General features: G+C 57.5%; 20 protein-coding genes and 1 pseudogene. 13 read left to right on the top strand and 8 right to left on the bottom strand.

Annotated features, from left to right (window positions below):
• Window positions 1–6: 6 nt before the first annotated feature.
• Complete coding sequence (locus HY010_03610; protein ID MBI3474792.1) at window positions 7–1,251, bottom strand: ABC transporter permease; 1,245 nt, start codon at window positions 1,249–1,251, stop codon at window positions 7–9.
• 149 nt (window positions 1,252–1,400) lie between these two features.
• Here HY010_03610 and HY010_03605 point away from each other — a divergent pair, with 149 nt between their 5' ends.
• Window positions 1,401–2,519: an NAD(P)/FAD-dependent oxidoreductase gene (locus HY010_03605; GenBank protein ID MBI3474791.1), complete on the top strand. Its 1,119-nt coding sequence runs from the start codon at window positions 1,401–1,403 to the stop codon at window positions 2,517–2,519.
• A 24-nt stretch (window positions 2,520–2,543) separates the two neighbouring features.
• On the opposite strand, the gene HY010_03600 is transcribed toward HY010_03605, so the two are convergent.
• The gene (locus HY010_03600) at window positions 2,544–3,125 is read right to left on the bottom strand and encodes a GAF domain-containing protein (GenBank protein ID MBI3474790.1); all 582 of its coding nucleotides are present in this window, start codon (window positions 3,123–3,125) and stop codon (window positions 2,544–2,546) included.
• 298 nt (window positions 3,126–3,423) lie between these two features.
• On the opposite strand from HY010_03600, the gene HY010_03595 reads away from it, so the two are divergent.
• Window positions 3,424–3,669, top strand: a complete 246-nt coding sequence (locus HY010_03595; GenBank protein ID MBI3474789.1) for a DUF2934 domain-containing protein — start codon at window positions 3,424–3,426, stop codon at window positions 3,667–3,669.
• Between the two features lie 18 nt (window positions 3,670–3,687).
• On the opposite strand, the gene HY010_03590 is transcribed toward HY010_03595, so the two are convergent.
• Together HY010_03590 and HY010_03585 are read right to left on the bottom strand one after the other, a co-directional pair.
• On the bottom strand, window positions 3,688–6,543 hold the full coding sequence (locus tag HY010_03590) for a phosphatase PAP2 family protein (protein MBI3474788.1): 2,856 nt from the start codon (window positions 6,541–6,543) through the stop codon (window positions 3,688–3,690).
• Window positions 6,540–7,610 carry a UDP-glucuronosyltransferase gene (locus HY010_03585; GenBank protein ID MBI3474787.1) on the bottom strand — a complete coding sequence of 357 codons (1,071 nt, stop codon included), beginning with the start codon at window positions 7,608–7,610 and terminating at the stop codon, window positions 6,540–6,542. Before HY010_03585 ends, HY010_03590 begins: the two co-directional genes overlap by 4 nt.
• 112 nt (window positions 7,611–7,722) lie before the next feature.
• Between HY010_03585 and HY010_03580 the strand changes: the two genes are divergently transcribed.
• Both HY010_03580 and HY010_03575 read left to right on the top strand, forming a co-directional pair.
• The gene (locus tag HY010_03580) at window positions 7,723–9,456 is read left to right on the top strand and encodes a hypothetical protein (protein ID MBI3474786.1); all 1,734 of its coding nucleotides are present in this window, start codon (window positions 7,723–7,725) and stop codon (window positions 9,454–9,456) included.
• 23 nt (window positions 9,457–9,479) lie between these two features.
• Complete coding sequence (locus HY010_03575; GenBank protein MBI3474785.1) at window positions 9,480–11,111, top strand: carboxypeptidase regulatory-like domain-containing protein; 1,632 nt, start codon at window positions 9,480–9,482, stop codon at window positions 11,109–11,111.
• Window positions 11,112–11,648: 537 nt separating this feature from the next.
• On the opposite strand, the gene HY010_03570 is transcribed toward HY010_03575, so the two are convergent.
• Entirely contained in the window at window positions 11,649–12,347 is a 699-nt protein-coding gene (locus HY010_03570) for a sigma-70 family RNA polymerase sigma factor (GenBank protein ID MBI3474784.1), read from the bottom strand.
• Between the two features lie 190 nt (window positions 12,348–12,537).
• Here HY010_03570 and HY010_03565 point away from each other — a divergent pair, with 190 nt between their 5' ends.
• Window positions 12,538–14,484: a winged helix-turn-helix domain-containing protein gene (locus HY010_03565; GenBank protein ID MBI3474783.1), complete on the top strand. Its 1,947-nt coding sequence runs from the start codon at window positions 12,538–12,540 to the stop codon at window positions 14,482–14,484.
• Between the two features lie 7 nt (window positions 14,485–14,491).
• Here HY010_03565 and HY010_03560 read toward each other — a convergent pair whose 3' ends face one another.
• From HY010_03560 to HY010_03550, 3 genes are all read right to left on the bottom strand, one after another.
• Window positions 14,492–16,132: an SMP-30/gluconolactonase/LRE family protein gene (locus HY010_03560; protein ID MBI3474782.1), complete on the bottom strand. Its 1,641-nt coding sequence runs from the start codon at window positions 16,130–16,132 to the stop codon at window positions 14,492–14,494.
• Window positions 16,133–16,148: 16 nt separating this feature from the next.
• Window positions 16,149–17,042, bottom strand: coding sequence for a heme-binding protein (locus HY010_03555; protein MBI3474781.1), 894 nt, complete (start codon window positions 17,040–17,042; stop codon window positions 16,149–16,151).
• A 79-nt stretch (window positions 17,043–17,121) separates the two neighbouring features.
• The gene (locus HY010_03550; protein MBI3474780.1) at window positions 17,122–17,520 is read right to left on the bottom strand and encodes a hypothetical protein; all 399 of its coding nucleotides are present in this window, start codon (window positions 17,518–17,520) and stop codon (window positions 17,122–17,124) included.
• Window positions 17,521–17,758: 238 nt separating this feature from the next.
• On the opposite strand from HY010_03550, the gene HY010_03545 reads away from it, so the two are divergent.
• The 8 genes and pseudogenes from HY010_03545 to HY010_03510 form a co-directional block, all read left to right on the top strand.
• Window positions 17,759–18,007, top strand: a complete 249-nt coding sequence (locus HY010_03545) for a zf-HC2 domain-containing protein (GenBank protein MBI3474779.1) — start codon at window positions 17,759–17,761, stop codon at window positions 18,005–18,007.
• Window positions 18,008–18,205: 198 nt separating this feature from the next.
• A complete protein-coding gene (locus HY010_03540) occupies window positions 18,206–18,958 on the top strand; it encodes an aquaporin (GenBank protein ID MBI3474778.1) in 753 nt (250 codons plus the stop codon).
• Window positions 18,955–20,559, top strand: coding sequence for a GMC family oxidoreductase (locus tag HY010_03535; protein ID MBI3474777.1), 1,605 nt, complete (start codon window positions 18,955–18,957; stop codon window positions 20,557–20,559). Before HY010_03540 ends, HY010_03535 begins: the two co-directional genes overlap by 4 nt.
• Window positions 20,560–20,674: 115 nt before the next feature.
• Window positions 20,675–21,703: a VOC family protein gene (locus tag HY010_03530; GenBank protein ID MBI3474776.1), complete on the top strand. Its 1,029-nt coding sequence runs from the start codon at window positions 20,675–20,677 to the stop codon at window positions 21,701–21,703.
• 12 nt (window positions 21,704–21,715) lie between these two features.
• Window positions 21,716–21,895 carry a hypothetical protein gene (locus HY010_03525; protein MBI3474775.1) on the top strand — a complete coding sequence of 60 codons (180 nt, stop codon included), beginning with the start codon at window positions 21,716–21,718 and terminating at the stop codon, window positions 21,893–21,895.
• Window positions 21,896–21,906: 11 nt separating this feature from the next.
• Window positions 21,907–23,010 (top strand): glucose 1-dehydrogenase, encoded by a 1,104-nt coding sequence (locus tag HY010_03520; protein ID MBI3474774.1) that lies wholly within the window; start codon window positions 21,907–21,909, stop codon window positions 23,008–23,010.
• A 45-nt stretch (window positions 23,011–23,055) separates the two neighbouring features.
• A pseudogene (locus HY010_03515) lies at window positions 23,056–23,430 on the top strand (glycogen debranching enzyme N-terminal domain-containing protein).
• A 29-nt stretch (window positions 23,431–23,459) separates the two neighbouring features.
• A partial coding sequence (locus HY010_03510; GenBank protein MBI3474773.1) for a glycogen debranching enzyme N-terminal domain-containing protein occupies window positions 23,460–24,793 on the top strand: 1,334 nt, incomplete at its 3' end.

Below are 24,793 nucleotides of genomic sequence, written 5' to 3'. Positions count from 1 at the left end.
AATTCACTATTCCTGCCGCAAAGCTTCCACTGGTTGCAGCAGCGCGGCTTTGCGGGCGGGATAAAGTCCGGCAACCACTCCTGCGATGGTCAGGGATCCGATCGCGAGCACCGCCGTTCTCATTACTAGCTTCGGCGGATCAAAACCGCCTGGGCCTTGAATCGTGCCCAAGGCTGCCATTATGCCCGCCGACAATCCCATGCCGATCAGTCCACTGACCACCGTCAACAAAATCCCTTCCATAAAAAACTGAAAAAGAATGCTGCGATTGGTCGCGCCCAACGCCTTTCGGAGGCCAATCTCCCGCGTGCGCTCTGTGACGGACACGAGCATGATGTTAACCACGCCGATCGCACCCAGTGCGAGCGTGACCATGCCCACTCCACCGAGGAATACGCTCATGGCATCAAAGATTGCGCCTACCATTTCCGATTGCTTGATCGTGTCCCAGCCTTCGAAAGCGTTGTCGTCGCGATAATCGAATCCGTGATTCCGGCCTACAACCTTGCGCACTTCCATGAACGCTTCGGTGTGTTCTGCGCGTATTCGAGGCTGGTAGTTGATGAAGCTGATCGCGCCTTTCTGCTGTTCCCACTTGAGCGGAAAATATATCGCCATGACCTGGTACGGAATATATCCACGGGCGTTGGTGGAGTTGTTGTCGCCGCGCCCCACGCGCTTGAGCGTGCCAATCACTTCGAAACGAAGTCCGTTCAACACAATGGTCGCGCCCAGGGCCGGACGTCCGACAAACAGGTTGCGAGACATTTCATCGCCGAGCACAATCACGTTGCGCTTCTGCGCGCAGTCCAGATCGTTGATCCAACGTCCTTGCTTCAGAGGGAGAAAACGAATGTCGGCGAATTGTGGTTCGATGCCGGTGATCTGCCCGGCGGCGCTGGCGTAGTCACTCACTGCGCGCAGGTCATCGCGCGTCAGGACCGGTGTCGCGTTGCGGATGTAAGGCGCGTTGCGGATGTCGAGGTAGTCCTGGTAGGTCAGATGATAATTACGTGCGGACTGCATACTCCCCTCAACCACCGGAGCGCGACCGGGGAAGAGAAACATTATGTCCTTGCCGAATTCCTCCATCTCACGCTTGTTGCCCGAGCGGAAACCTTCTCCGAGGCCTACCAGCAGCAAAAGCGATCCAATGCCCCACGCGATGCCGAACATGGTGAGGAACGACCGCAGCTTGTGGGCCCACAAGGTACGGAAGATCTGCGCGAGGGTGTCGGCCAGGTTACGCATAGACAAACGAGACTACATTTTACATTCGAGGCGCGCGACGCGGGAAATCGCGCCCTGCGCACGTTTTGCCGCAACTTGCCTGATAAGCTGTTGTTCGCGTGGATCAGCAATACGACGCCATCATCCTCGGAGCAGGCGCTGCCGGACTGATGTGTGCCATCGAGGCCGGAAAGCGTGGCCGTCGCGTGCTTGTCCTGGAGCACGCCGATCGCATCGGAAAGAAAATCCTGATCTCGGGCGGCGGACGCTGTAATTTTACGAACCTGCACACGACCGCGGCGAACTTTCTTTCGGCGAATCCTCATTTCGTGAAGTCCGCGCTTGCTCGCTACACACCCGCCGACTTCATTGCCCTGATCGAGAAACACGACATTGCCTACCACGAGAAAAAACTTGGCCAGTTATTCTGCGACCGGTCCGCGCAGGAAATTGTCAGCATGCTGGAACAGGAGTGCCGGGACGCAGGCGTCGAAACCAAAACGGGCGTCACCATTCGCGAAGTACATAAAGTCGAGGGGTTTGTCGTGCGAACCGATTCGCAAGACTTGCGTGCTCCTCGTATCGTGGTTGCGACCGGAGGCTTGTCGATTCCTAAAATTGGGGCCACCTCATTCGGATATGACCTTGCCCGACAATTTGGTCTGAAGATTCAGGAGCCTCGTCCGGCGCTGGTTCCGTTGGTGTTCAGTGACGTGGACAGCAAACGGTGGAGCGGCTTAGCCGGGGTCTCTACCGAAGTCATTGCTTCGGTCCCTGGCAGCAAACAGTCTTTCCGCGAAAAAGTGCTGTTCACCCACCGTGGACTCAGCGGTCCCGCCATTCTTCAGATTTCGTCTTACTGGGATAGTGGCGAACCCGTCGTTCTCGATCTTGCACCGGAACGCGACCTGGTCCGCGAATTCCATGCACTCGGACTCCGGGACCCGGCGAACTGGAAATCGCTTTTGCGTGACGTTCTTCCGCGAAGGCTCGCGGACCGTTGGCTGGAAGTGCAACCGCTCGGCGGTATTTCTGATCTCGCTCTTGCCGAAGCGGAAAGTCAACTCCACGGATGGAAGATTCTTCCCGCGGGAACAGAAGGTTATGGCAAGGCGGAAGTGACAGCCGGCGGCGTCGATACCGACGAACTCTCCGCCAAGACGATGGAAAGCAAGAAGGTTCCCGGATTGTTTCTCGTTGGAGAAGTTGTGGACGTCACGGGACAGCTCGGGGGGTTCAATTTCCAGTGGGCGTGGGCGTCAGGATTTTGTGCGGGTCAGGCCTTGTGAGGACAGCAGCAAACGTGCGGTATCCTAGCTCGCCTCGTCCCCGAGCGGTGCGCCATCCTGCATGAAGGGCATTTGGGCCATGATGTTTGCGGCTTGTTCCAGGCGCTTCAAATCATCGTTGGTAAAATCCGTACCGGCAAGCGAGGAATCCAAGCCTTTGCGCGAAACCTGAATCGCACCCAGCACTTTCCCGTCTCGAGCGACTGGGACCGACATGATCTTCTGAATCGGCATCTGCTCGGAGCCGGAGTTGTCTTCCGACGCACCCAACTTCACCGACTCAAACAAACTCACATGTTTTACGCGGGCAAAAGAATTGGACAGTAGGGACGTCCCGGTTGCAACGGTGCGCGCGGCGACCGCCGAACTCGACATCGGAATTACGCCCGCGGCTCGCAGTTCGGGCGGAAACACGAAACGCAAGCTTCCTTTTTCTACCCGCAGCAACGCAACCTCATTGCGGGATACATTCAGAATCTGAGCAAGTTTGGCGCTTACCCTCTCCGGACTGGGAGATTCCGCAAGCATTTTCTCGAGATCTTTGAGGACGATGGCGAGGTCTTTGGCCGCCTTCGCCGCAGCACCCGAATTACCGAAAGACGACATAGATGGAGCCCAGTCCTCTGTTTATCCTGAAGTGACGCTAGAGTCCTGACAAGTTACCGGAGTACTCCGGGTTGAGTTCGGCCAATCGCGTACGAACCCGCACATTTGCCGAGATGGTTTGTACAGGTAAAAGCGCAGTTTGTGGTGTGTCTGCGTGATTTCCACAGGCAGGAAGTTTATACTTAAGTCATTAATTACTACGAAATATGCCCGAAAGAACGTTGAGAAGAGCCGTAATATGCATTTTATTGATCACTTTCGGCCTTTACTAGATCTAGGGAGATGCAAGGAGTACGTTATGGCAATCAAGAACAGTGAAACCAGCAAACGACGCGTTCGCAAAGCAACATCCGTCGCTCCACCAGTGGTCACGGAGCCGCGCCAGGAAGTGGCACTGAGTAACAAGCCTGCCGTCAACAACATCGAAGAGGAAATTCGCCGCCGTGCTTATGAACTCTACCTGGAGCGCGGAATGACTCCGGGTGACCCGGGCCAGGACTGGCTAGTCGCGGAGCAGCAAGTCCGCTCCCACCACGCGGGATAGTTCGATCCTCTTCGGCGGTCAGAGTCCTGCCACTTTACCTCGCAGGACTGTGATCGACGCCTTCGGCAGCACAAAAGTGCCTTGAGGGCTTCCTGTGACTACCGTTGCCATGGGAGGTCCGTCGGGATCGGCATGGCTGGCGGGACCCTCATCCTTCCAAACATATTGCTCGCTACCGAAAGTTGTGACCTTCACCGGCCCTGAGAACGACAATTTCCGCCGCTTGGCTCCCGAAAACTCCACCTGCACATTGTGAGCCTTGCTCTGGTCGCGATTGACCAGCATCAGGGACCAATCCCCGTCCGGTCGATGGACAGCGTAGGACGTTACCAGCACATTTCCCTGTTCATCCTTGATATCCGTCATGGCCGGAAACAACTGGTGTGTGCCGGAGCGATGCTGGACCCACTCCAGGTTGATCATGTGCGCGGCAAAGTACAGAGCCGTGTATCCGGTAATGTTGTAGTCGTTGTCCGCCACAAAATTCGACCAGCTTGCCCAACCCAGACAACTGTTTTGCACCCCTTGCGGCTGAATTGGCGAATGATGGAAGACAGCGCCGCCGCCTTCAAAAAAAGATCCCACGTTATCGGCAAGCCATAGCGCCGAGAACATCGTACTCATCGGGCCCGTCAGTTCGGCGGCTAGGTGGTCTTCCGTGATCATCAGTGGAACATCGGAGGGCACGCCGTCATCTCTCCAGACCTGCAGGATGTGCTTCATCAACTGCGGCTCAGCATAGAGCGACTCCCATTTGACCGTGCAGGCCTCAAAGGGATAGTGCTCGAACGACACGAACGACAGATCGGCAAGGCGTCCATGCGACTTCAGGTAGGCAACGAAGCGGCCCATCCACGAAGTGCGGCCTTGTGCGTCAGGCCAGAGGCGGATGTCTTCGTTGACGCCTTCGAAAATCGGCCCCCCAAGTTTCAGTTTCGGATCGACCTTGTGGAGAGCGGTTGCCCATTGCAGGTAAAGTGCGGCGTAGTCTTCAGGCATCGCATGCTTGCCGTCGGGCTCCTCGCCCATTTCGATGTAGCTGATGGGATAGCCGCGCTTCTCGATGTAAGCGATCTGCGCCGCGGCGTCTTCAGGAGTTCCGTACAGCATGGTGACCGGAATCATCGCCGGTAGATTGTTGGTGATGCCGCTGGTAAAGAAGAGATCGAAGCCGGTGTGCTGGTATTTCCCATCGTCGCGCGCATCGGTGGCGGAGTGCCAGGGATCAATCGAAGACGCACAGAAAGTCGGCTGCAGGTTGCCCTTGGCATCCAACACGGCGTTGGTGAAAGCACCGCCCGCATCCAATGTGCCGGCATCGATGGATTGAATCGCGTACCCAACGCAGTTGCGGATGTCGCTGGAACCGTGAAGATCGCAAGTATTCGATGACTCGGTCATCAGAACGCGCACAAATTGCGTCGAGACGGGAGCGTCGGAAAGCTTGAGAGTGACCGTGCCGCCCGTGGAATTTTTGATCGCGCCGGACGAAAATACTTTCCACCGGCCATCTGGTCCGCGATCAAAATCGAGAGCGTCCTTCCCTTCCCAATATTCGACTTGATATGTCACCGCGTAAGGACTTTCCCATGCGATGCGGACGGCATTCACCGATTGCAGCGTGCGTAGATCTACCACGACCCATTGCGGGTGCAGCGCATCGCTCTCACCGGTAAATCGGCTGGTGAGATAGGGATTGCTCTTCCAGTAGCTGAGGTTGGGCCCGGGCACGGGAGCGTCTCCGCTGGTCGCGAAACCTCGATGAGGCAGTGCATAGGCAAGAATGTAGCGCGTCGGGTCCTTGAGGTCGGTACTGCCGGTAAAGTATCCGCTCTGGTGGGCTGCGTCGCTCCACGTCCCGTTTTCAGTCCAGTGCCAGGCACCCATGCGGAGTTCGGTGTTGTTCCGGTACGTGATTGGTCCCCACCCCGCCGAGAGCGATTCCTGCACGATATGCGGGGAATGAACTTTGTCGATTCCGGCGCGCGACAAGACGTCGAGGGAACTTCCCAACGCGCGATCGGGATCAAAGGAGTTCAGGACGTGCTTCGGGTCCGCGTCGACGCGTACCGTTCCAACCCGGGCGGTGGGATTCTTCTCGACTCCAGATTGAGCCGATGCGTGTCGGCCGGACAATAGGATCACGCAAACAACTAGAGTTGTCATCACTGCACGATTCACGTCGTTCCTCTTTCTTCGGGAGCGCCAGCGGTCCAGAAACACCATGGTCGCTACCCATAGGGTACCCGTCAGATAGCCTGCAATCACGTCGCTCGGATAGTGCACGCCGAGATAGATACGCGATAGTCCAATGGCAAGGATCAGGACAGTCGCAGCGCTCCAGATCGCGATGCGTGCGGCGCGCGAGCGGATTCTGACAACCAGCAGTCCCGCGAGCACTCCATAAAAGCAAAACGAAAATAGCGAATGCCCGCTGGGGAAACTGTACGTGCGCGGGATCGGCCCAAAGAAGGGCGTGGGCCGTGCCCGGTGAAAACCATATTTGAGCGCCAGATCCAGAAAGATCGCTCCCGCAAATGTGACGACCAGCCACAATGCGGCGCGGCGCCGGTGGAAATAGAGAAAGAGTCCGAGAGATACAAATGCAGCCAGCACCAACCCGTCGCCGCCCAGAAAGGTGATCGCGAACATCGCCTTCGTCAATCCTGGGGACGCATACTGGTGAACGGCCGTACGCACGCTCAGATCAAAACTCTGGGTGCGATTGTGCTCCATGCTGTCTGCAATCCACGTAAACAAAAGAAGAGAGAGCACAGCTAGCACAAGGCTCGCAACCACGATCGTCTCTTCAAAGAGAGTGGGCCTGGTCAGGTCCTCAAAGTCGGGCGGAAGGTTGGAAGGACTTTCGTTCATTTCTTTTGCCGCCCTCCGCCAGGACGGGACACAGAATACTCCGCGATCAGCGTGTCGAGCTTCGCCAGCAGCGCCTGATTCCCTTGCCGCGGATAGCTCGTGAGATTTTCCCGGTAGTGCGGCAAATTGTAGAGGAAGGCTTCCACTCGCTCCCGATTTAACTCCTCCCAAAACGCGCCGTAGCCCGCCTTTTCGAGCCAGTACGCATTGAAGACCTGCTCAAACTGGTGCTCGACCGGAATCGCGAGGTACGGTTTACCGAGGTGAAGAGCCTCTGTAACCAGGGAGAATCCGGCATTGGCGACGACGGCCTTCGCGTTGATCAGGTCCTGCGTGAATCCATCGACGCTCGGCTTTTTGTATAAAACATTTCCTTCCTGCCATTCTTTTCCAAAACCGTACGCCACGAACCGGCACCGAACTCCCGCCAGTATCTTCGCCAGCGCGGGCGCGGGAGAAGTCACATACACCAGTACCTGCTCACCAGCAGTGGGCTTCGCTTGCAGCACGCTCTCGCGCAGGATCGGGGGAAACAGGAAAGTATTTCGCCGCTTCGCCCTGACAGTAAAAAATGACGTCACCAGGTAAGCAACCGCGCGCGGAACCATCATGCGAACGACCATCTTCGTTGCCGCAGCGTCGGCACGATGCTCGCGCGGGAGGGCAACGTCGAAGTTTGTGATGCAGTGTTGATTGTCGATCGAGATCACGGGTACATGGCGGCGACGTCCCTCATGACAGGACAGCGGCTCAAAATCCGTGACGACCAGGTCGATTTTCCATTCTTCGCCAAGCTTCTTGAGGAGTGCCATGCTGGCCGCAGTTTTGCGGGCTCCCAGCAGGTTCTTGGCGATGGTGCGCTGGTATCTGACCTGGTTGTTGACATAGGCAAGCCGCCAGCCGTGGATCTCCGTGACTTCGAAGTCGCGGCGCAGATTCGTAAACCCACGATCGAAGGACACGACATGCACAGCGTGTCCCTTCTGTTGCAGATGAGTTATGACTTCCTTGGCGCGCGTGGAATGGCCCGCCCCTTCGCCGTTAACCCCATACAGTATGTTGGCCATTGTTCTCTGGGCGTGAGTATATCGCGGCGGATTCAAAAAACGGACGCCTCGCGGTTTCTACTTTTCTGAATCTTGCATCACAATAGAGGAGACCTTGGAGTCACTTTTTGTGATGGATTCAGAACGACGCTTGGCCAACTCCCTCCCCACCCGGTCTCAGATCGAGGGAGCGCGATGTCTCCGCATCGCATGGGCTGCTCTGGCGCTGGTTGCTACTTTGCTCAGTACTCGCGCTTCGGCCCAGCTATCCAACAGTGAAAGCGCCGGCGTGGTTCGCGGAGTTGTGGTCAATAAAGTTACTCGCGCCCCCATCGCCCGGGCGCTGGTTTCATCGTCGGACCAGCGACTCGCCGTCCTGACGGACAGTGAAGGGCGCTTTGAGTTCAAGTTGCCGGAGACTCGCGCAGGCGACGGTCCCGAGAACTCCGCTAACGTTTCAACATTCTTCTTCGCGCGCAAGCCGGGATTCCTGCCGCAAAACGGCAATGCTTTTGCCGGAGGCAGAGACCTGACCCTGACCCTCGTGCCGGAAGCAGTGATCGTCGGAAAAGTGACACTGCCGAATTCCGAAGCTCCCGATAGTATCTTTCTGCAGGTTTTTCGGGAGCAGGTAATGGACGGGCGCGCGCACTGGGTCGCTGTCGGAGGCACGCAAACTCGTTCGGATGGAGAGTTCCGGTTTCCCGAGCTTCGCGCCGGCACTTATAAAGTGCTTACACGGGAGTTGCTCGATCGTGATCCGCTGAGCGCTGATCCGCAAGGACAGTTATACGGTTATCCCCCGGTGTACGGACAGAACTCGCCGGACTTCGGCTCGGCGGCTACGATCCAGGTATTTCCGGGAATCACCACTGCCGTCAACCTTTCCGTTGCGCGCAAGCCCTACTATTCCGTCCACATACCGGTCATGAACGCGGCGCCTAACACGGGACTCAACGTCAACGTGTCCGTGTTGGGACGCGGGGGGCCGGGATATTCGCTCGGTTACAACAATCGTGAACAAGCGATCGAGGGCATGCTTCCTAACGGAAGTTACACACTCGAAGCGCTCGGATATGGACAAAATGGACTTGCGGGAACGTCCACAATTACCGTCAACGGAGCCGCCGTACGGGGGCCCTCGCTCATGCTCGTGCCGAACGCTTCCATCCGGGTAGATGTGAACGAGCAATTTACTTCGACCGACAATTCGGGGTCGATCACGTTCAACGGCACCCGTGCGATCACCCTGAAAGGCCCTCGACGTTACTTGAACGTCATTCTCGAGCCGGCTGACGATACCGCGCAAAGCGGCGGTATCACGCTACGAAATCCCACTCGTAATGGCGACGAGGCCCTGGTCATCGAAAATGCGTGGCCTGGACGGTATTGGGTTCGAGCAACGTCTTCGCGCGGATATGTCGCGTCGGTTCGCTCGGGAAGCGTCGACCTGCTGCATGAACCGCTGGTCGTCGCTGGTGGCAGCTCTCCGCCTCCGCTTGAAATCACAATGCGCGACGATACCGCGGAGATTAACGGCACGGTAGAGGGAATCCCCGCTCCGTCAAGTGGTGCTCGCAACGCCACCGATTTGAGCAATCGAGCCGTGGCTTTCCTTTATTACATTCCGACTGCAGACAGCAGCGGCCAATTCGCGGAGAGTGCGTCTCCGGATGGAACATTTTCATCGCCGCCCTTGGCTCCGGGCGCGTATCGGGTGCTTGCGTTTGATCGTCCGCAGCCGGAACTGGAATATCGGAACCCGGAAGCGATGGAGGCCTACTCGGGAAAAGGTCCGACGGTCCGAGTGGCCGGTGGCCAGAATGAGCATGTGCGTTTGCAGTTGATTTCATCGAGTGAAGAGTGATGCCTGGTAGTTTTCGATCTCGAATGGTACTTGCAGCGCTGATCGCTGGGGTATCGCTGTGCAATCCCGCCCACGTCTGCGGACAGGATCCGCAAATCGGGCAGATTCCCACCGGCTCGTGGCGCATTGCCGGTACGGTGGTCAACGCAAATACCGGAGTGCCCCTCGCGCGAACCCGCCTCACAATTCAAGACACGAAAATTCGCCGGAACACGCAGAACACCATCAGTTCGGACTCCGGGCATTTTGAGTTTCACGTTCCGGCTGGGAAGTTCGCTCTGCAAGGGGCAAAGCGCGGATTCATCACTGGCGCGTACAACCAGCACGACCAGTATTCGACGGCAATCGTGACTGGAGTGGCAGGCGTGGATTCCGGGAATCTCACGCTGCGTCTTGCGCCGAATGCCGTGCTGTCGGGGAAAGTTCTGGACGAGTATGGAGAGCCCGTTCGGCAATCACAAGTCATGGTGTATCGCGAGAGCCGTTTCTCCGGTGTAAGCCGGATTACCCGTTTTCGCGGGACAGTCACCGACGACCTGGGCAGGTACGAAGTCACGCCGCTCGACTCCGGTACTTACTTCGTATCGGTGAAGGCATCACCGTGGTACGCAATGCATCCACCCTCGAATCGCGAAGGTCCGAATTCTCCCGTCCAAGTTGATCCGGGGCTGGATGTCGCCTATCCCGTGACGTTTTACGGTGATGCCACCGAGGCGGACGAAGCCACGCCCATTCCGGTGCGAGGCGGCGACCACCTGGAGGCGGACATCCACGTGAATCCCACTCCTGCCCTTCACCTGCTCTTTCATGCTGGAGATAACGGCTCGCCCATTGCCTATCCCGAACTGCAACGGTCCGTGTTTGATGGCCTCGAAGAAGTGGACGGCGGTAACTTCGAAATGGTTTCTCCGGGGATGTTTGAGCTGACCGGCGTTGCCACGGGACGGTATCTGGTACGGATGCCGGATTCGAACGGTCACCTCAAGGAACCGATTGCGGCTAACCTTACGAACAGCCAGGAATTGGACACGGCTGCCGGCAATTCGACCAGCACCGTAAAGGTGAAGGTCGAATTAACAGGAGCGAACGCGCTCCCAGCGCCAATCCAGATCGGGCTACGCAGCAGCCAGGGCGCCGTCATCGCCTCGCGAACCGATGCCAAGGGAGAGGCTACATTCAGCGAAGTCATCCCCGGCAAGTACGACATGATGGCAGGTTCGCCGAATGACAATTACACAGTGACTCGTGTCAGAGGAGAGGGCGGAGCGATTGCGGGGCGAAGCCTTAATGTTCCGGCAGCAAGTTCCGTGTCAGTCACCGCCACTTTGATCGGAGGCTCGGTCACGATCGATGGATTCGCAAAGCAAAACGGCAAGGGATTCGCCGGCGCAATGGTCGTCCTGATCCCGGACAATCCCGAAGCGAATATCGATCGTTTCCACCGCGACCAGACCGACCTCGATGGCAGCTTCACGTTGTACAACGTAACCCCCGGCACATACACCGTGATCGCCATTGAAAATGGATGGGATCTGGATTGGGCCAAACCCGCAGTCCTGGCCCACTACGGCAGCAACGGACCATCCGTCACGGTGCAAGCCAATCAAAAAGGTACGGTGCACTTAGCGGCCACTGTGACGGTCGCGCAGAAGTAAGAAACCGCAAGGAGCCTAGAAAATTCTAGGCGTAGAGACGAGGCTTGCCTCGTCTCCTTTCGCACCGGGAGACGCGGTGAGCCGCGTCCGAACATTAAGAGTCTTGAGATTGGCGGAAGCGTGTGTGAGTCGAACTCTCGTGCAAACGTAGTTACAACAACTTACAGCGCGGCAGATGGCATCTATCGCGGCTAATTCAGCCCAGTTCCGTGTTAACGGCACGGGAAAGAACAAGCGAAGTAACAATCAAAGACGAAGAAACTTGATCTCGGCCGATTACTGGAACCCGCTCGGGCGGTGCGCCACGTTTAGGCTAGAGGGGTATTGTTTTTCCTCTTCGCGAGACTTAATTTGAAAGCTCCTGCCACAGTCCCGATAGCGGTTCCTTCCGACGGGGGACAGAACACGATCTACATGGCCGGTGTTATACCCATCTCTCAGTTCTCTCTTTGCCACGCGTTGCCTCGAAAATCGAGCGAGTATCTTTTTTGGCGATTCTAGCCATCTTTCTCGGCCGGTCACCGCTTTCACCATCGTTCAAAAGGTTCTCGGCGTTGCTGATTGTCTCGTGCCGGACCACGCCATTCCAAGTCCCCCCAGTGCGTCGCGCAACTGGAGGCGGGCGCGAAGAAGTCTGGTCTTGACGTTCGCTTCCGACAGAGAAAGCGCCTTAGCTGTTTCCCGGATGCTGAGGTGCTGCACGTCGCGCAGCATCAGTACCGCGCGATAGTTATCCGGCAGTGCCGCGACCGCATCGGTGAGGACCTTGCGAAGTTCCTTCTGCTCCAGAGCCTCCGATGGTATTTCACGCCAATCGGCAAAATCGGTGGGGACGTAGTCGCCTTCGTCCGTCCTTTGCCCCTCGTCCAGAGATTCATAAAGATGTCGGCGATCCTTACGCAGCTTCATCCGGGCTTCGTTGATGGTGATCTGGGTGAGCCAGGTGCTGAACCTGGATTCACGGCGGAACGAGGCCAGGTTCTTGAAGGCCTTGAGGATCGCCTCCTGAGCTACATCGTCTGCGTCGGCCTCCATCCTGAGGATGGAAAATGCCGACAAGTAGATCAGGCGCTCATAGGGCTTGAGAAGTTGGTGGAAGAGATCATGGTCGCCTTCAAGGACTCGCTCGATCAAGGAGTTCTCGTCGTCCAGAGACGGAAGGTCCCTCGACGGGGCGGTGGCGCGGAACGAAAACTCAACATTCAGTAGAGGTTCGTGAATCGGAAACGTTGACATGGAGTGCCCTCCAAAATTTTCAAGCTCTCCTGCGATGCCCCGCAGTCTAGGCAATGGGACTAGCCGATTCAATTCACGAAACGTCTAATGGTGGTCTAGAAAGTGTCTCCAGATATCACTAGATTAATCAGATAGTTAGCGGGATATATCTCCGACTTACAGGGCCCTTGCATGGTAGACTCTTGGGCACTTGGACCCCGTTCCTCACGCTCGACGTCGGTTGCGCTTTGGAGTTTTCGAACTCGACCTCGTGTCGGAAGAGCTTTTCAAGCGTGGAATCCGGGTGAAGATTCAGGGGCAGCCCCTTCAGGTTCTGGCGGTCCTGCTGGAACGTCCGGGCGAGATCATTACCCGCGAGGAATTGCGCAAGCGGGTCTGGGATGACGACACCTTCGTTGACTTCGATCACAGCCTGAACATCAGCATTAACAAATTGCGCGATACCTTGGGCGACTCGGCGGCCACGCCCCGCTTCATTGAGACCTTGCCGAGACGCGGGTACAGATTTCTGGCGCCCGTCAGCCTGGAAGTGCCACCGGAATTCTCCCCCACAACTCCTGGTCCCGAGGCGCCGCTTTCGGCGGTGTCCGAGGCCGCCTTCCCCAAGCTAGCGACGGCTGTTCCAACGAAGGAGGAAGGCAAGGCCATCCGGTTGCGTCCGAGTATCTGGATCACAATTGCGGGCGGCGCCGTCTTGCTCGTGTCCTTCGCTCTATGGCTGTGGCCCCTTGGAGACCGGTTAGGAACCTCACATCGCAGACCGATGCTGGCGGTTCTGCCATTCGACGACCTTACAGGCGATCCACATAACGAATATTTTGTGGCCGGACTGCACGACGAGCTGATTTCACAACTTGGACGGCTCGATGCTTCGCATCTGGGAGTGATCGCGCGGAGTTCCGCCGTCCAGTACTCGAACACACACAAGTCCATCGACCAGATCGGACGCGAACTGCACGTCGACTACATCCTAAACGGCGCGGTACGGCAGGGGGCAGGACACTTTCGCATCACCGCGGCTCTCATTAAGGTGTCGGATCAGGACCAGCTTTGGGTCGAGACCTACGAACCCGACATGGGGGAGATTCTTTCCTTGCAGAAGGATCTGGCACAAAAAGTCGCGAGTGCTCTCTCCATGGAGTTCCAGCCCGCGACCGAAAAAAAGATGCGCGAGGCAACTACGCAAAACGCAGCGGCCTACCAGGCTTACCTCAAAGGGCGGTTCCTCTGGTATGAGGAGACGCACTCAAGCCTGCGACAATCCGTGGCTGAGTATCAACGCGCTCTTGCATTGGATCCGAACTACGCAGCTGCTTATGTCGGCATGGCGGACGCGTATAACGTCCTGGGAGGCTATGGGTTTGAACCTCCCGAGGAGGCCTTTCCCAAGGGCAAGGCGGCCGCCGCCAGGGCATTGGAGTTGGCGCCGGATCTGTCGGATGCTTACGGGTCGCTGGCTTTCGCTGGTTACTACTACGATTGGGATTGGGGCAAGGCAGAAGAGCTTTTCCGCAAGGCGCTGGTTCTCAACCCGAACAACCAGGTTGCACACGAGTTTTACTCCTCGTTCTTGCACCTGAGAGGACGGCTCGACGAAGCGCAGGCAGAGAATCGGGCGGCACAGCAACTGGATCCCGTGTCAGGGTGGCTGCACGACGATCTGGGATGGATGCTCCTATCGCAGCACAAACCGGAAGCCGCCATTGCCGAGTTTCAGCGCGCAACGGAACTCCTGCCTAATTTTCCCGCCGGCCACCTGAGTCTGGCGGTCGCATACATGCGGACGCGGCAATTTGACAAAGCGCTGGCGGAGGTTCGCAAGGCGGAAGCTCTAGGCGGCGAGCCGACTCGAGTGCTGGAAATCATGGGATCGGTGCAGGCGCTTTCCGGAGACACTGCCGGAGCGCAGACCACCGTCGACAAGCTGCGGACTGGCGCGGTTGCAGGACGCGTTTCTCCCTACAGTGTTGCGCTGATCTACACCGCAATGGGAAAGAAAAGCGAGGCCCTTGACTGGCTCGAACGGGCCTATCAGGAAAAAGACCCGTGGATCGTGTGGGTCGGCGTACTCACCGAGTGGCAAAGTCTGCGGACCGAGCCCCGCTTCATGACCCTTCTGCAAAAACTCAAACTGTAAGGCCTTCTCACGGGCGTATTCCTGCGATGTTCAACCGGACGCGGTAAAGGCCAGTCTTGGCACAAAGGTAAAGAGTCTTGCTGTCGTCGTCGCCCCACGCGAAGTTGTGAGCATGCTCGGGTCCGATGATCGTGCCGAGGTGTTTGCCTTCCGGAGAAATGATCCAGAGCCCGCCTGGACCGGATGCGTAGATATTTCCTTTCTGATCTACCTTCAGTCCGTCGAGGGCGTCTTCGCCTTCCGCGGCGGTCATGTCAAAGAAGACCTTCCCGTTCGCTATTGTGCCGTCGGCGTTGATTTCGTAGCGCATGATGATTTTCTTAGCGGTGGCCCAGTCGTCGACGTAAAGGTATTTTTCGTCGGGAGAAAATGCCAGGCCGTTGGGGCCGGTAAGGTCGGTGGTAAGGAGTGTGATGTCCTTGCCGTCGGGCGACACCCGGTAAACGCCGCTAAAAGGCAATTCCTTGCGGGGATCGTCGAAGGACTTCGGGAGCCCGAAGGGCGGATCGGTGAAGTAGAGCGCGCCGTCCGACTTGTAGACGAGGTCATTCGGGCTGTTCAGGCGCTTTCCCTGATAGTGATCAGCCAGAACTGTGAGTTGCCCGTTCTTCTCCATGCGAACCACGCGGCGATTGCCATGCTGGTTAATGGTGAGCCGTCCTTGCTTGTCGAGCGTGAGGCCATTCGAGCCGGGCTGTCCGTATTCGCCGATATCCATGCCGCGGTAGCCGCTCTTGGTCATGAAGATAGAGAGCTGGCCGTCTTGCGTCCATCGATAGATGAGGTTGTTGTTCGGATCGCTGAAGAGAAGATAGCCGTCTGTGTCGTCAGCTCGAGGAACCCAGATTGGGCCCTCGGTGAAGAGAAATCCGCCGGCGAGCTTCTCGATCTTTGCATCAGCGGGAAGGATTTCATCGAATGCGGGATCTTTGCGGATGATCTGCGGCGCCGTTTCGCTCACCACCACCTTGGGTGATTTGTAGAAATCCAGCGTGGCGGACTTGATCCAGATGAAATTCTGCGGGCTGAAAGAAATCGGCCCGTTGATGCCAAAGACGGCCAGTTGAATTTGCTGGCCAGGTTGGGCATTGCGAGTGAGGATCACGCGGTTCGGAGCATTGAAGCCTTTGATCACAGGACCGCCGAGTTGTCCGAGGACGCGCGGCATATTCCCGCTCACCCAGACTTCGGCGTAGTCGTCGATGACAATTTCAAAAACGACAGTAGAACCCGCCGTGCTGACGTTGCCGACCTTTTCCGGGATCGTGACGTTGATGCGATACCAGTTGAAGCAGACTTTGGCCGTCGACCGCCGTTGGTCGAGCGTGATCGGATCGATTTTTTCCCACTGCGAGTCGTCGAAGTCAGCAGGGCCGGCGTGCGGAGTGTAGTCGTAGGTCTTGATCGGGGCGCCGCTCGGCTTTAGATCGGGACCGACAGCGCGGGAGTCCGCATCCACGATATTCACGCCGTGATAGCGCCACTGACCTTTGATCAGTTCCACGCCTTCGCGCGAGGCCAGGTCGACGATCGCGTCGGGACGTCCGGAGGGCGGGTCTTGCACGACCTGGCCGAGCAGCGGCGCGGCCTGAAGCAGGAGCACGAGCGCAGTTGGCACTAGAAATCGCGACAACGTTTTTGACGGCATGTTGTTCTCTTTTCGCTCAACGAACTTTTACGACGTAATAGAGGAATGGGTTGGTGACTTCGGCGAACTGGTGTGCGACTCCACGGGGCACGATGATCACGTCGCCCTTAGATATCTTTCTCGTTTCGCCGCCTTTGATACTGGTGCCGCGAAGTTCATCGGGAGCGATGGTCTTGGTGTCGACGGCTCCGCCTCCCGTGATGAAGGTTGCGGTACCCTGCAACACGTAGATCACGTCGGCATCTTTGCTGTGAACTTCGGCCAGGCCGGGCTTCTCGCGACGGCTGGCGTGGACCATGTAGTTGCGGCCGTCGCTGGCACTGAACAGTACCGCCCCTTTGGCGAACGCTTCTTCAACTTTGGCATTGTCCCAGTACGAGACCGGCGGGGCAGGATCATTCATCGATGTCATTCCGGTTTCGAACGCCTTCGATCCTGCGATGGCTAGTTCCTCGTCCTGTGCGGCACTGGCTGCTCCACTGACACCGACGCCGCCGACAATCTGTCCGTCGACGGAGATGGGAATGCCGCCAATTAAGGGCGTGAAATCGTTTAAGGCGGTCATCACGGTGCGGCCTTTGCCGCTGGAGTTGATGAGTTCCTCGAAAAATCGCGTGGGCTTCTTGAACAGAACCGCAGTGCGCGCCTTTCCAATCGAAATGTTGGCGCCGGCGGCGAAGGTTCCATCCAGACGCTCGAGGGCCATCAGGTTTCCGCCGTCATCGACGACCGCGATCACTCCGCCCGGCGCTTGAAGCCTTTGTGCTTCCGCTTTGGCGGCTGCAATCACACGTTCGGCGCCTTGCAGAGTTAATGTTTGTTTCGCAACAGTCTGTGCGTTGACGGCGCTTCCGACGCAAAGGATGAGTGCGGCAATTCCGAAACAGCGAATCGAGTCATGCTTGTTCATGTTGATCCTTCTTTCTTGGCGACGAGGGGCGAGCCGTCCAGGTTCGAATCGGGTCACGCCCTCTCGGTTGACAGTTGTCTCACTTCACCGGGGAACTGAAGCTGGCTTCCCCGAGGTTGGCCTCGGCCCACGCACAATAGATCACGACCTTGGACACGTTCTTCACGTAGCTCGGCACGACGATTTCCTTTTGATACTTGTCGCCGATGAAGGCTTTCTTCTTGAGTTTGTCGACGAGGTAAGTGTTGCCGTCGGAATCGACCAGCTGCCAGTGCGGATCGGGTGTGTCTGGAACAACGAAGTCGTCGGACAGCGTAAGGACGCTCTTGCCATCGCGGTTGCTGTGCGTGACTGTTCCCTTGTTAGCCTTCGGGCCCTGGAACTGGTTCGAAGTGTGAGTTTGAGCGGCGGCCGAGACAGCGAGCAGCATGGTCATCGCCAGGATTGCGAAAAGCGAAGATTGAATTCTCTTGGTCATTTCGTTTTGATTCCTTCTTGAATTGGGATTTGTGTGAGCGCGCACGCAGCAATCAGAGGAATCGTTAACGATTCGCGAACTCAGGTTCTGCCTGCAGTTCATCGGCGGTGCTGGGTGTCTGCTCACGGGCAGTGGGATTCGGAAACGTCGCGGAGGTTACAGTGTTTGCTGATCAGCCCGTGCCGAACGCGGCATGTCACTTTGAGGGGGCTACGGCATCCAATCGGCTGGAATATTTGTGGGCCAAAGTCAACCGATTGAAGTCGATTGCTACCTGGTTCGCCGCGAACTGGTGAATTGGATGGAAGGCGATCTCACGCCAGAGTTGCGAGCCGACATCGCTCTCCATCTCAAGAACTGCGAGCACTGCACGGCTGTTTATGACGGCGCTCGCAATGTGGTTCGGCTGCTGAGCGACAAGAACGCCATCGACCTGCCGCCCGGGTTCAGCCAACGCTTGTATGTGCGGCTGATGCGAACGCAGTAGTTTCTTCCCTCTTTAGAACACTCCGTGTCACTTTCCTGAAGTCGGTGAATCACACCGCCCATGAACGGCATCGAGCACAACCTGGTGGCGGACGCGTCAAACCTGGCGCTGGCGCCCGAACCGCCGATGGCGGTATCGCTTTCCGCGCCTGCACGGGGCGCACTCGCTTCACTGCTTAGTCATTGGCCAGAGTATCTGATGGAAGCAGGTTTGCTCGGTGCCTTCATGGTGTCTGCGTGTGTCTTCGGAGCGCTGTACGAGTTTCCTCAGTCCCCAGTCCATCAGGCAATCCATTCCGGTTTTCTGCGGCGTGTGCTGATGGGATTGTCGATGGGGCTAACCGCCATCTCGATCATCTATTCGCCGTGGGGCAAACAATCGGGAGCGCATATCAATCCTTCAGTGACGTTCACTTTCCTGCGGCTCGGCAAGATCAAGTTCTGGGACGCAGTCTTCTATATGACGGCTCAATTTACCGGCGCGGTATTGGGAGTGGTGCTGGTCGCTCGGTTTCTGGGCACAGAAGTTTCCGATCCGGCCGTGCGCTATGTGGTCACAGTGCCAGGACCGCAGGGAATCTGGGTGGCGTTGGCGGCGGAATTTGTCATTGCATTCGGACTGATGTCAGCCGTTCTTTACTTTTCGAATCACCACCGGCTCGCGCCATATACAGGTCTCTTCGCGGGACTGCTCGTCGCGACCTACATCACGCTAGAAGCGCCTTTCTCGGGAATGAGCATGAATCCGGCGAGAACGTTGGGCTCGGCACTTCCTCCCATGATCTGGGACGGGATATGGATCTATCTCACCGCGCCGCCTCTCGGCATGCTGGCAGCCGCCGAATTCTATCTGTGGCGGCACTGGCGAACGGGAGTGAAGTGCTGCAAGCTCCATCACCAAAACAACAAGCGCTGTATTTTCTGCGGAGCCAACGGAGGGTTCGCATCATGACTGACCATCACTACGACGTGATCATTATCGGAACCGGCGCGGGTGGTGGGACGCTGGCGTATCACCTGGCTCCATCCGGCAAACGAATTCTGATTCTCGAGCGTGGCGACTACGTGCCGAGAGAAAAATCCAACTGGGACCCCCAGCTGGTGAACGTTGACGGCCACTACAACACAAAAGAGTCGTGGCTCGACAAGGACGGCGAGAACCTTCATCCACACACGAACTACTACGTTGGCGGGAATACGAAGTTCTATGGCGCAGCATTGTTTCGTCTGCGCAAGGAAGACTTCGGCGAACTTCGTCACCACGGCGGCATCTCGCCGGCGTGGCCGATCAGCTACGACGAACTGGAGCCCTACTACACACAGGCGGAGCATCTTTACCAAGTACATGGCAATCGCGGTGAGGATCCCACCGAGCCCGTGGCCAGCGCGCCGTATCGGTACCCTGCGGTGAGCCATGAGCCTCGCATTCAGCAGCTCGCCGACGACTTTGCGCATGCCGGCCTCAAACCGTTTCACGTGCCCGTCGGAGTCATGCTGGACGAGAAGAATCCGCAGAAGAGCCACTGCATTCGTTGCAATACGTGCGACGGCTTTCCCTGCCTGGTCGGCGCCAAATCGGATGCGCAAGTGGTATGCATTGATGAGGCGGTCAAGTATCCCAATGTGACTCTGCTCACGCGGTCAGAAGTAAAGCGCCTGGACACCGACGCCTCAGGCCGAGAAGTGAGCGGAGTGCTTGTGGAGCGCAACGGCAGTTTGGAGACCTACTCCGCGGATATGGTTGTGGTGTCTTGCGGGGCGATCAACTCCGCCGCCCTGCTGTTGCGTTCCGCCAATGACCGCCATCCACGTGGGCTCGCCAACCGTTCCGACACGGTCGGACGCCACTACATGGGCCATACCAATTCGGTGATTATGGCGATTTCGAAGTGTCCCAATCCAACAATATTTCAGAAGACGCTGGGCGTGAACGACTTCTACTTTGGCTCTGACGACTGGCGGTATCCGATGGGGCACATTTCGTTCGTGGGCAAGCTGGATGCAGTGACGTTACGAGCAGGAGCACCGGCCATCGCTCCGAATTTCACGCTTGAATTGATGGCGAAACATTCGCTCGATTTCTGGCTTACGTCGGAAGACCTGCCGGATCCGGACAATCGGGTGACGGTCGATCGTAACGGCAAGATCGTTCTGAGCTATACGCCCAACAACCTGGAGGCGCACGATCGCCTTCAGGCCAAACTCAAGCAGGCGATGAAACAGACGAACTGCGAAATGCACGGCCACGAATGCCATCAGGGTTTGTTTTCGCGCAATCTGTTTCTTGGGCAGAAGATTCCGCTGGCCGGCGTCGCGCACCAGAACGGCACGATTCGCTTCGGGCATGATCCAAAAGCTTCCGCGCTGGACGTCAACTGCAAAGCGCACGACGTTGACAACCTTTATGTGGTCGATGGAAGTTTCTTCCCGTCGAGTGCAGCGGTGAATCCGGCGCTGACGATCATGGCAAATGCGATGCGGGTCGGAGATCACCTGCTGGAGCGGATGGATGTGTCGCAATCTGTCATGCAGTCCGCACTGGCACAAGTCTAGAGTTGCGCGCCGCCCCGGCGACTGTCCCGAGAGCACCCTGCCCTCGACGGTGGAGGCGAGGCGTCCCCACGACAGCCGGCAAGGTGCCGGCGCTACGGTTAAGAGGAGTCTTCCGATGAACTACTGGGTACGAACCCGTCAATTTGTGATCGCTTCGGCGCTGTTTTGGACGCTGGGCCTTCCGCAGCTATTCGCTCAGCGCGCAGCACTGGTCGATGGCGTCGACGCGGTCGGCATCACCGTATCCGACATGGATCGCGCGGTGGACTTCTATTCTCGTGTGCTCACGTTTCAGAAGATCTTGGACGTCGAAGTTGCGGGCGAGGACTACGAGCAACTCGTGGGCGTGTTCGGCGTGCGGATGAGAGTTGTGCGCATGACACTGGGCGACGAGTCGATCGAATTGACCGAGTTCGTGGCTCCCAAAGGACGTCCGATACCCGTTGATTCACGCAGTAACGATCGGTGGTTTCAGCACATCGCCATCATCGTCAGCGATATGGACAAGGCGTATCGCGTGCTACGCCAGAACAAGGTAGAACACTCATCGACCGGGCCCCAGCGCCTTCCGGAATGGAACAAGAACGCTGCTGGAATTTCGGCGTTTTACTTCAAGGATCCGGACGGCCATCCAGTGGAAATCCTTCAGTTTCCTTCTGACAAGGGACTGGCGAAGTGGCATCGGCCGACGGACAGAGTTTTCTTGGGTATTGACCACACCGCCATCGTGGTTGGGGATACGGACGCGAGCCTCAAGTTTTACCGTGACCTGCTCGGCATGCACATCGCAGGCGAGAGCGAGAACTACGGGACTGAGCAGGAACATCTGAACAACGTTTTTGGAGCTCATCTTCGGATCACCGCATTACGTGGCGAGAAGGGGCCGGGGATCGAGTTACTCGAGTACCTGGCTCCGCGCGACGGCCGGCCTTTCCCCACAGACGAACACGCAAACGACATCGTCCATCGGCAAACAATTCTCCTGTCGCACGAGGGCGAAGCGGTTGCCCGCGAGGCCCGCGATGCAAAAGTCAGTTTTGTTTCTTCGGACATAGTTGCGAATCAGACAAGGCAACTGGGGTTCACGAAAGCCCTGGTCGTTCGAGATCCAGATGGGCACGCGGTTGAGATCGAGGAGAAGTAGAAGAGGACGAATATGAGCAACGGCATCCTGCAAACTGCGCTGACGAGAGTACCGCTGGAACTGGAGTATCGTCCGCATTCCACTTCCGACGAGGGCAATGCATTTTTAGGACCAGCCTGCAACATGCTGGCGTTCCGCCAGGATGACAGCACTCTTCGCGACGAATTCGAATATCTGCTGAGCGCGATTTAACGAGGAGAACAATGAAAGCTATTAGTGTGTTCCCGGGAAAACCGGACAGCGTCCACATTGCCGATCTGCCAAAACCCGCTCTGGATCAGGTTTCCAACGGGCGGGGCGTCCTGGTGAAGGTTCTACGCGTGGGCGTGGACGGCACCGACAAAGAGATTAATGCCGCCGAATATGGCGCTGCGCCTCCGGGGTACGATTTCCTCGTCATAGGGCACGAGGGCTTCGGACAAGTGGAAGCGGTTGGTCCGAATGTCACCGAACTGAAGCCAGGCGACTACGTCGTGGCGACCGTGCGCCGGCCGGGCAAGAGCATCTATGACCTGATCGGCACCAACGACATGACCACGGATGACACCTATTACGAGCGCGGCATCAACTTGCGACATGGCTACCTGACCGAATACTACGTCGACGACATAGAATTCATCGTGAAGGTCCCGAAAGGACTGAAGCATGTCGGTGTGCTGCTTGAGCCGACGACCGTGGTGGAGAAGGGCATCCACCAGGCCTACGAGATTCAGCGGCGTCTGAAAGTCTGGAAGCCCCGCAAAGCAGCAGTCATGGGAGCCGGAACCATCGGCCTGCTGGCAACCATGGTCCTGCGCCTGAAGGGGTTGGACGTCACTACGTTTGCCCGGACGGATAAACCGTACTTGAATGCCGACCTCATTGAGGAACTGGGCGCTCGCTACATTTCCACCAAGGACACGCCCCTGCTCGAAGCCGCGAAGGAACACGGTCCCTTCGACTTGATCTTTGAAGGAACTGGGAGTTCGTCGGTCGTTTTCGACAGCATGCAGGCACTGGGCAAGAACGGAGTGCTTGTACTCTCGAGCGTGACAGGTGGGGACAAGATGATCTCGATCCCGGCAGATCGCATTAACCTGGAATTCGTGCTCGGCAACAAGGTGATGGTCGGAACGGTCAACGCGAATCGCGAGTACTTCGAGACCGGTGTAGGACACCTGTCGCAAGCGGAGTTGGAATATCCGGGCTGGCTGAGCAAACTTCTGACCGACCCGGTCAAGGGCCTTGAGAACTATGGTGAGTTGTTTCAGAAGTTGACCTCGCCGAATGGTGCGATCAAAGTCTTTTGCCAGGTGGCGGAACTCTAAGGAGCGGGAAACATCCGGAAAGCGTCTCAAGAGAGGGAAGCGGTCATGATTCAGTTCAAGCAGGAAACATGCGGTGATCTCGATGCAGCCCTTCGCCGCGAGTGGCTGGAGACAAATGGTCTGGGCGGTTTTGCTTCCTCCACGATCATCGGCCTGAATACACGCCGCTATCACGGCCTGTTGGTGGCGGCCACCAAACCGCCGGTTGGCCGCTTCGTGCTGCTTTCCAAATTGGAAGAAAATCTGATCATCGACGGCCAGATGTTTCATTTGTCCGCCAACCGTTATCCCCACACCGTGTACCCCCAGGGTTTTCAATACTTGAAAGAATTCCGTCTCGATCCATTCCCCGTTTTCACGTATGAGGTTGAGGGGATCGAAATCGAGAAGACCGTTTTCATGGTGCAGGGCGAGAACACCCCGAGTCGCCGAGGAACCTCGCGCTCGAGATTCGTCCCCTGGTTGCCTTCCGTGACTACCACAGCACGACGCATGAAAATGGCGCGATCAACTCGGCGGTCGAAGAGAATTCCGGGCTGGCCACGGTAACGCCTTATCAGGGACTGCCCTCGTTGCATCTGGCGCACAATGCCGTCGAACTCCGAAAGACTGGCGATTGGTATCGCAACTTTGAGTACGACGCAGAACGGGAACGTGGCCTGGATTTCTCTGAAGACCTCTTTAATCCCCTCGTTCTTCGGTTTGACTTGAAGTTGCGACGGCAGGCTTCGGTGATTGCATCGACGGAAAAACGCGACGTGGCAAACGTGGCGGAGTACCGTCAGGCTGCGATCATGCGGCACAGCAACGCCGCCGTGTCGTCGCCAGTTGAAGATGATTTCGCGCAGGCTCTGGCTGCCGCTGCCGACCAGTACATCGTCGCCCGTGGAGATCAGAAGACGGTGATTGCAGGCTACCACTGGTTCGGAGACTGGGGCCGCGACACCATGATCGCGCTGCCGGGCCTGACGTTGCCGACGAAGAAGTACGATATCGCGCGAAGTATCCTGCGGACGTTTGCCAAGTATGTGGACCAGGGAATGTTGCCCAATCGATTTCCTGATGCGGGCGAAACACCGGAATACAACACGGTCGACGCGACTCTGTGGTTCTTCGAAGCAGCGCGAGCGTTTCTTGAGTACACGGGCGATGAAGAGTTTGTGCTCGCGGAACTTTACCCGGTATTTGCAGACATCATCAGCTGGCACGTTCGCGGTACTCGTTATGGGATCAAAGTGGACCCCAGCGGACTACTGGCATCGGGCGAGCCCGGCGTGCAACTCACCTGGATGGACGCCAAAGTCGGCGACTGGGTTGTGACGCCGCGCCGTGGCAAGCCGGTCGAGATTCAGGCGCTCTGGTACAACGCACTCTGCATCATGGAAGATCTCGCGCGCAGACTGGGAGACGAGACCAGTCAGAAACGTTATCGCGGAATGGCTACCGTCGCGAGCTGGAGTTTCAACCGCCTTTTCTGGAATGAGAAGGACGGCTGCCTGTTCGACGTGACCAACGGCGCGCCTCCAGATTCGTCCATCCGTCCCAACCAGATCTTTACCGTCAGCCTGCCCTACAGCATGTTGACGCCGGATCGCGCGAAGGCGGTGGTGGAGAAAGTTCGCGCGCATCTGCTCACACCCTACGGCCTGCGCAGTCTGTCGCCTAGTGATCCGCAATATCGCGGACGCTACACCGGTGGTCCGGCAGAGCGCGACGCCGCGTATCACCAGGGAACCGTGTGGCCGTGGCTGATGGGACCATTCATTACTGCCTACGTGAAGGT

The sequence above is a fragment of the Acidobacteriota bacterium genome (assembly GCA_016196065.1).
Classification (GTDB): Bacteria; Acidobacteriota; Terriglobia; order Terriglobales; family Acidobacteriaceae; genus Acidiflorens.
Note: the sequence above shows the minus strand (reverse complement) of the source record. Positions and strands in the feature narration are given on the sequence as shown.

Excerpts from the sequence above, each read along its gene's own strand:
- HY010_03610 (MBI3474792.1), bottom strand. The coding sequence starts at position 1,251 with ATGCGTAACCTGGCCGACACCCTCGCGCAGATCTTCCGTACCTTGTGG.
- HY010_03605 (MBI3474791.1), top strand. The coding sequence starts at position 1,401 with ATGTGTGCCATCGAGGCCGGAAAGCGTGGCCGTCGCGTGCTTGTCCTG.
- HY010_03600 (MBI3474790.1), bottom strand. The coding sequence starts at position 3,125 with ATGTCGTCTTTCGGTAATTCGGGTGCTGCGGCGAAGGCGGCCAAAGAC.
- HY010_03595 (MBI3474789.1), top strand. The coding sequence starts at position 3,424 with ATGGCAATCAAGAACAGTGAAACCAGCAAACGACGCGTTCGCAAAGCA.
- HY010_03590 (MBI3474788.1), bottom strand. The coding sequence starts at position 6,543 with ATGAACGAAAGTCCTTCCAACCTTCCGCCCGACTTTGAGGACCTGACC.
- HY010_03585 (MBI3474787.1), bottom strand. The coding sequence starts at position 7,610 with ATGGCCAACATACTGTATGGGGTTAACGGCGAAGGGGCGGGCCATTCC.
- HY010_03580 (MBI3474786.1), top strand. The coding sequence starts at position 7,723 with ATGGATTCAGAACGACGCTTGGCCAACTCCCTCCCCACCCGGTCTCAG.
- HY010_03575 (MBI3474785.1), top strand. The coding sequence starts at position 9,480 with ATGGTACTTGCAGCGCTGATCGCTGGGGTATCGCTGTGCAATCCCGCC.
- HY010_03570 (MBI3474784.1), bottom strand. The coding sequence starts at position 12,347 with ATGTCAACGTTTCCGATTCACGAACCTCTACTGAATGTTGAGTTTTCG.
- HY010_03560 (MBI3474782.1), bottom strand. The coding sequence starts at position 16,132 with ATGCCGTCAAAAACGTTGTCGCGATTTCTAGTGCCAACTGCGCTCGTG.
- HY010_03555 (MBI3474781.1), bottom strand. The coding sequence starts at position 17,042 with ATGAACAAGCATGACTCGATTCGCTGTTTCGGAATTGCCGCACTCATC.
- HY010_03550 (MBI3474780.1), bottom strand. The coding sequence starts at position 17,520 with ATGACCAAGAGAATTCAATCTTCGCTTTTCGCAATCCTGGCGATGACC.
- HY010_03540 (MBI3474778.1), top strand. The coding sequence starts at position 18,206 with ATGGAAGCAGGTTTGCTCGGTGCCTTCATGGTGTCTGCGTGTGTCTTC.
- HY010_03535 (MBI3474777.1), top strand. The coding sequence starts at position 18,955 with ATGACTGACCATCACTACGACGTGATCATTATCGGAACCGGCGCGGGT.
- HY010_03530 (MBI3474776.1), top strand. The coding sequence starts at position 20,675 with ATGAACTACTGGGTACGAACCCGTCAATTTGTGATCGCTTCGGCGCTG.
- HY010_03525 (MBI3474775.1), top strand. The coding sequence starts at position 21,716 with ATGAGCAACGGCATCCTGCAAACTGCGCTGACGAGAGTACCGCTGGAA.
- HY010_03520 (MBI3474774.1), top strand. The coding sequence starts at position 21,907 with ATGAAAGCTATTAGTGTGTTCCCGGGAAAACCGGACAGCGTCCACATT.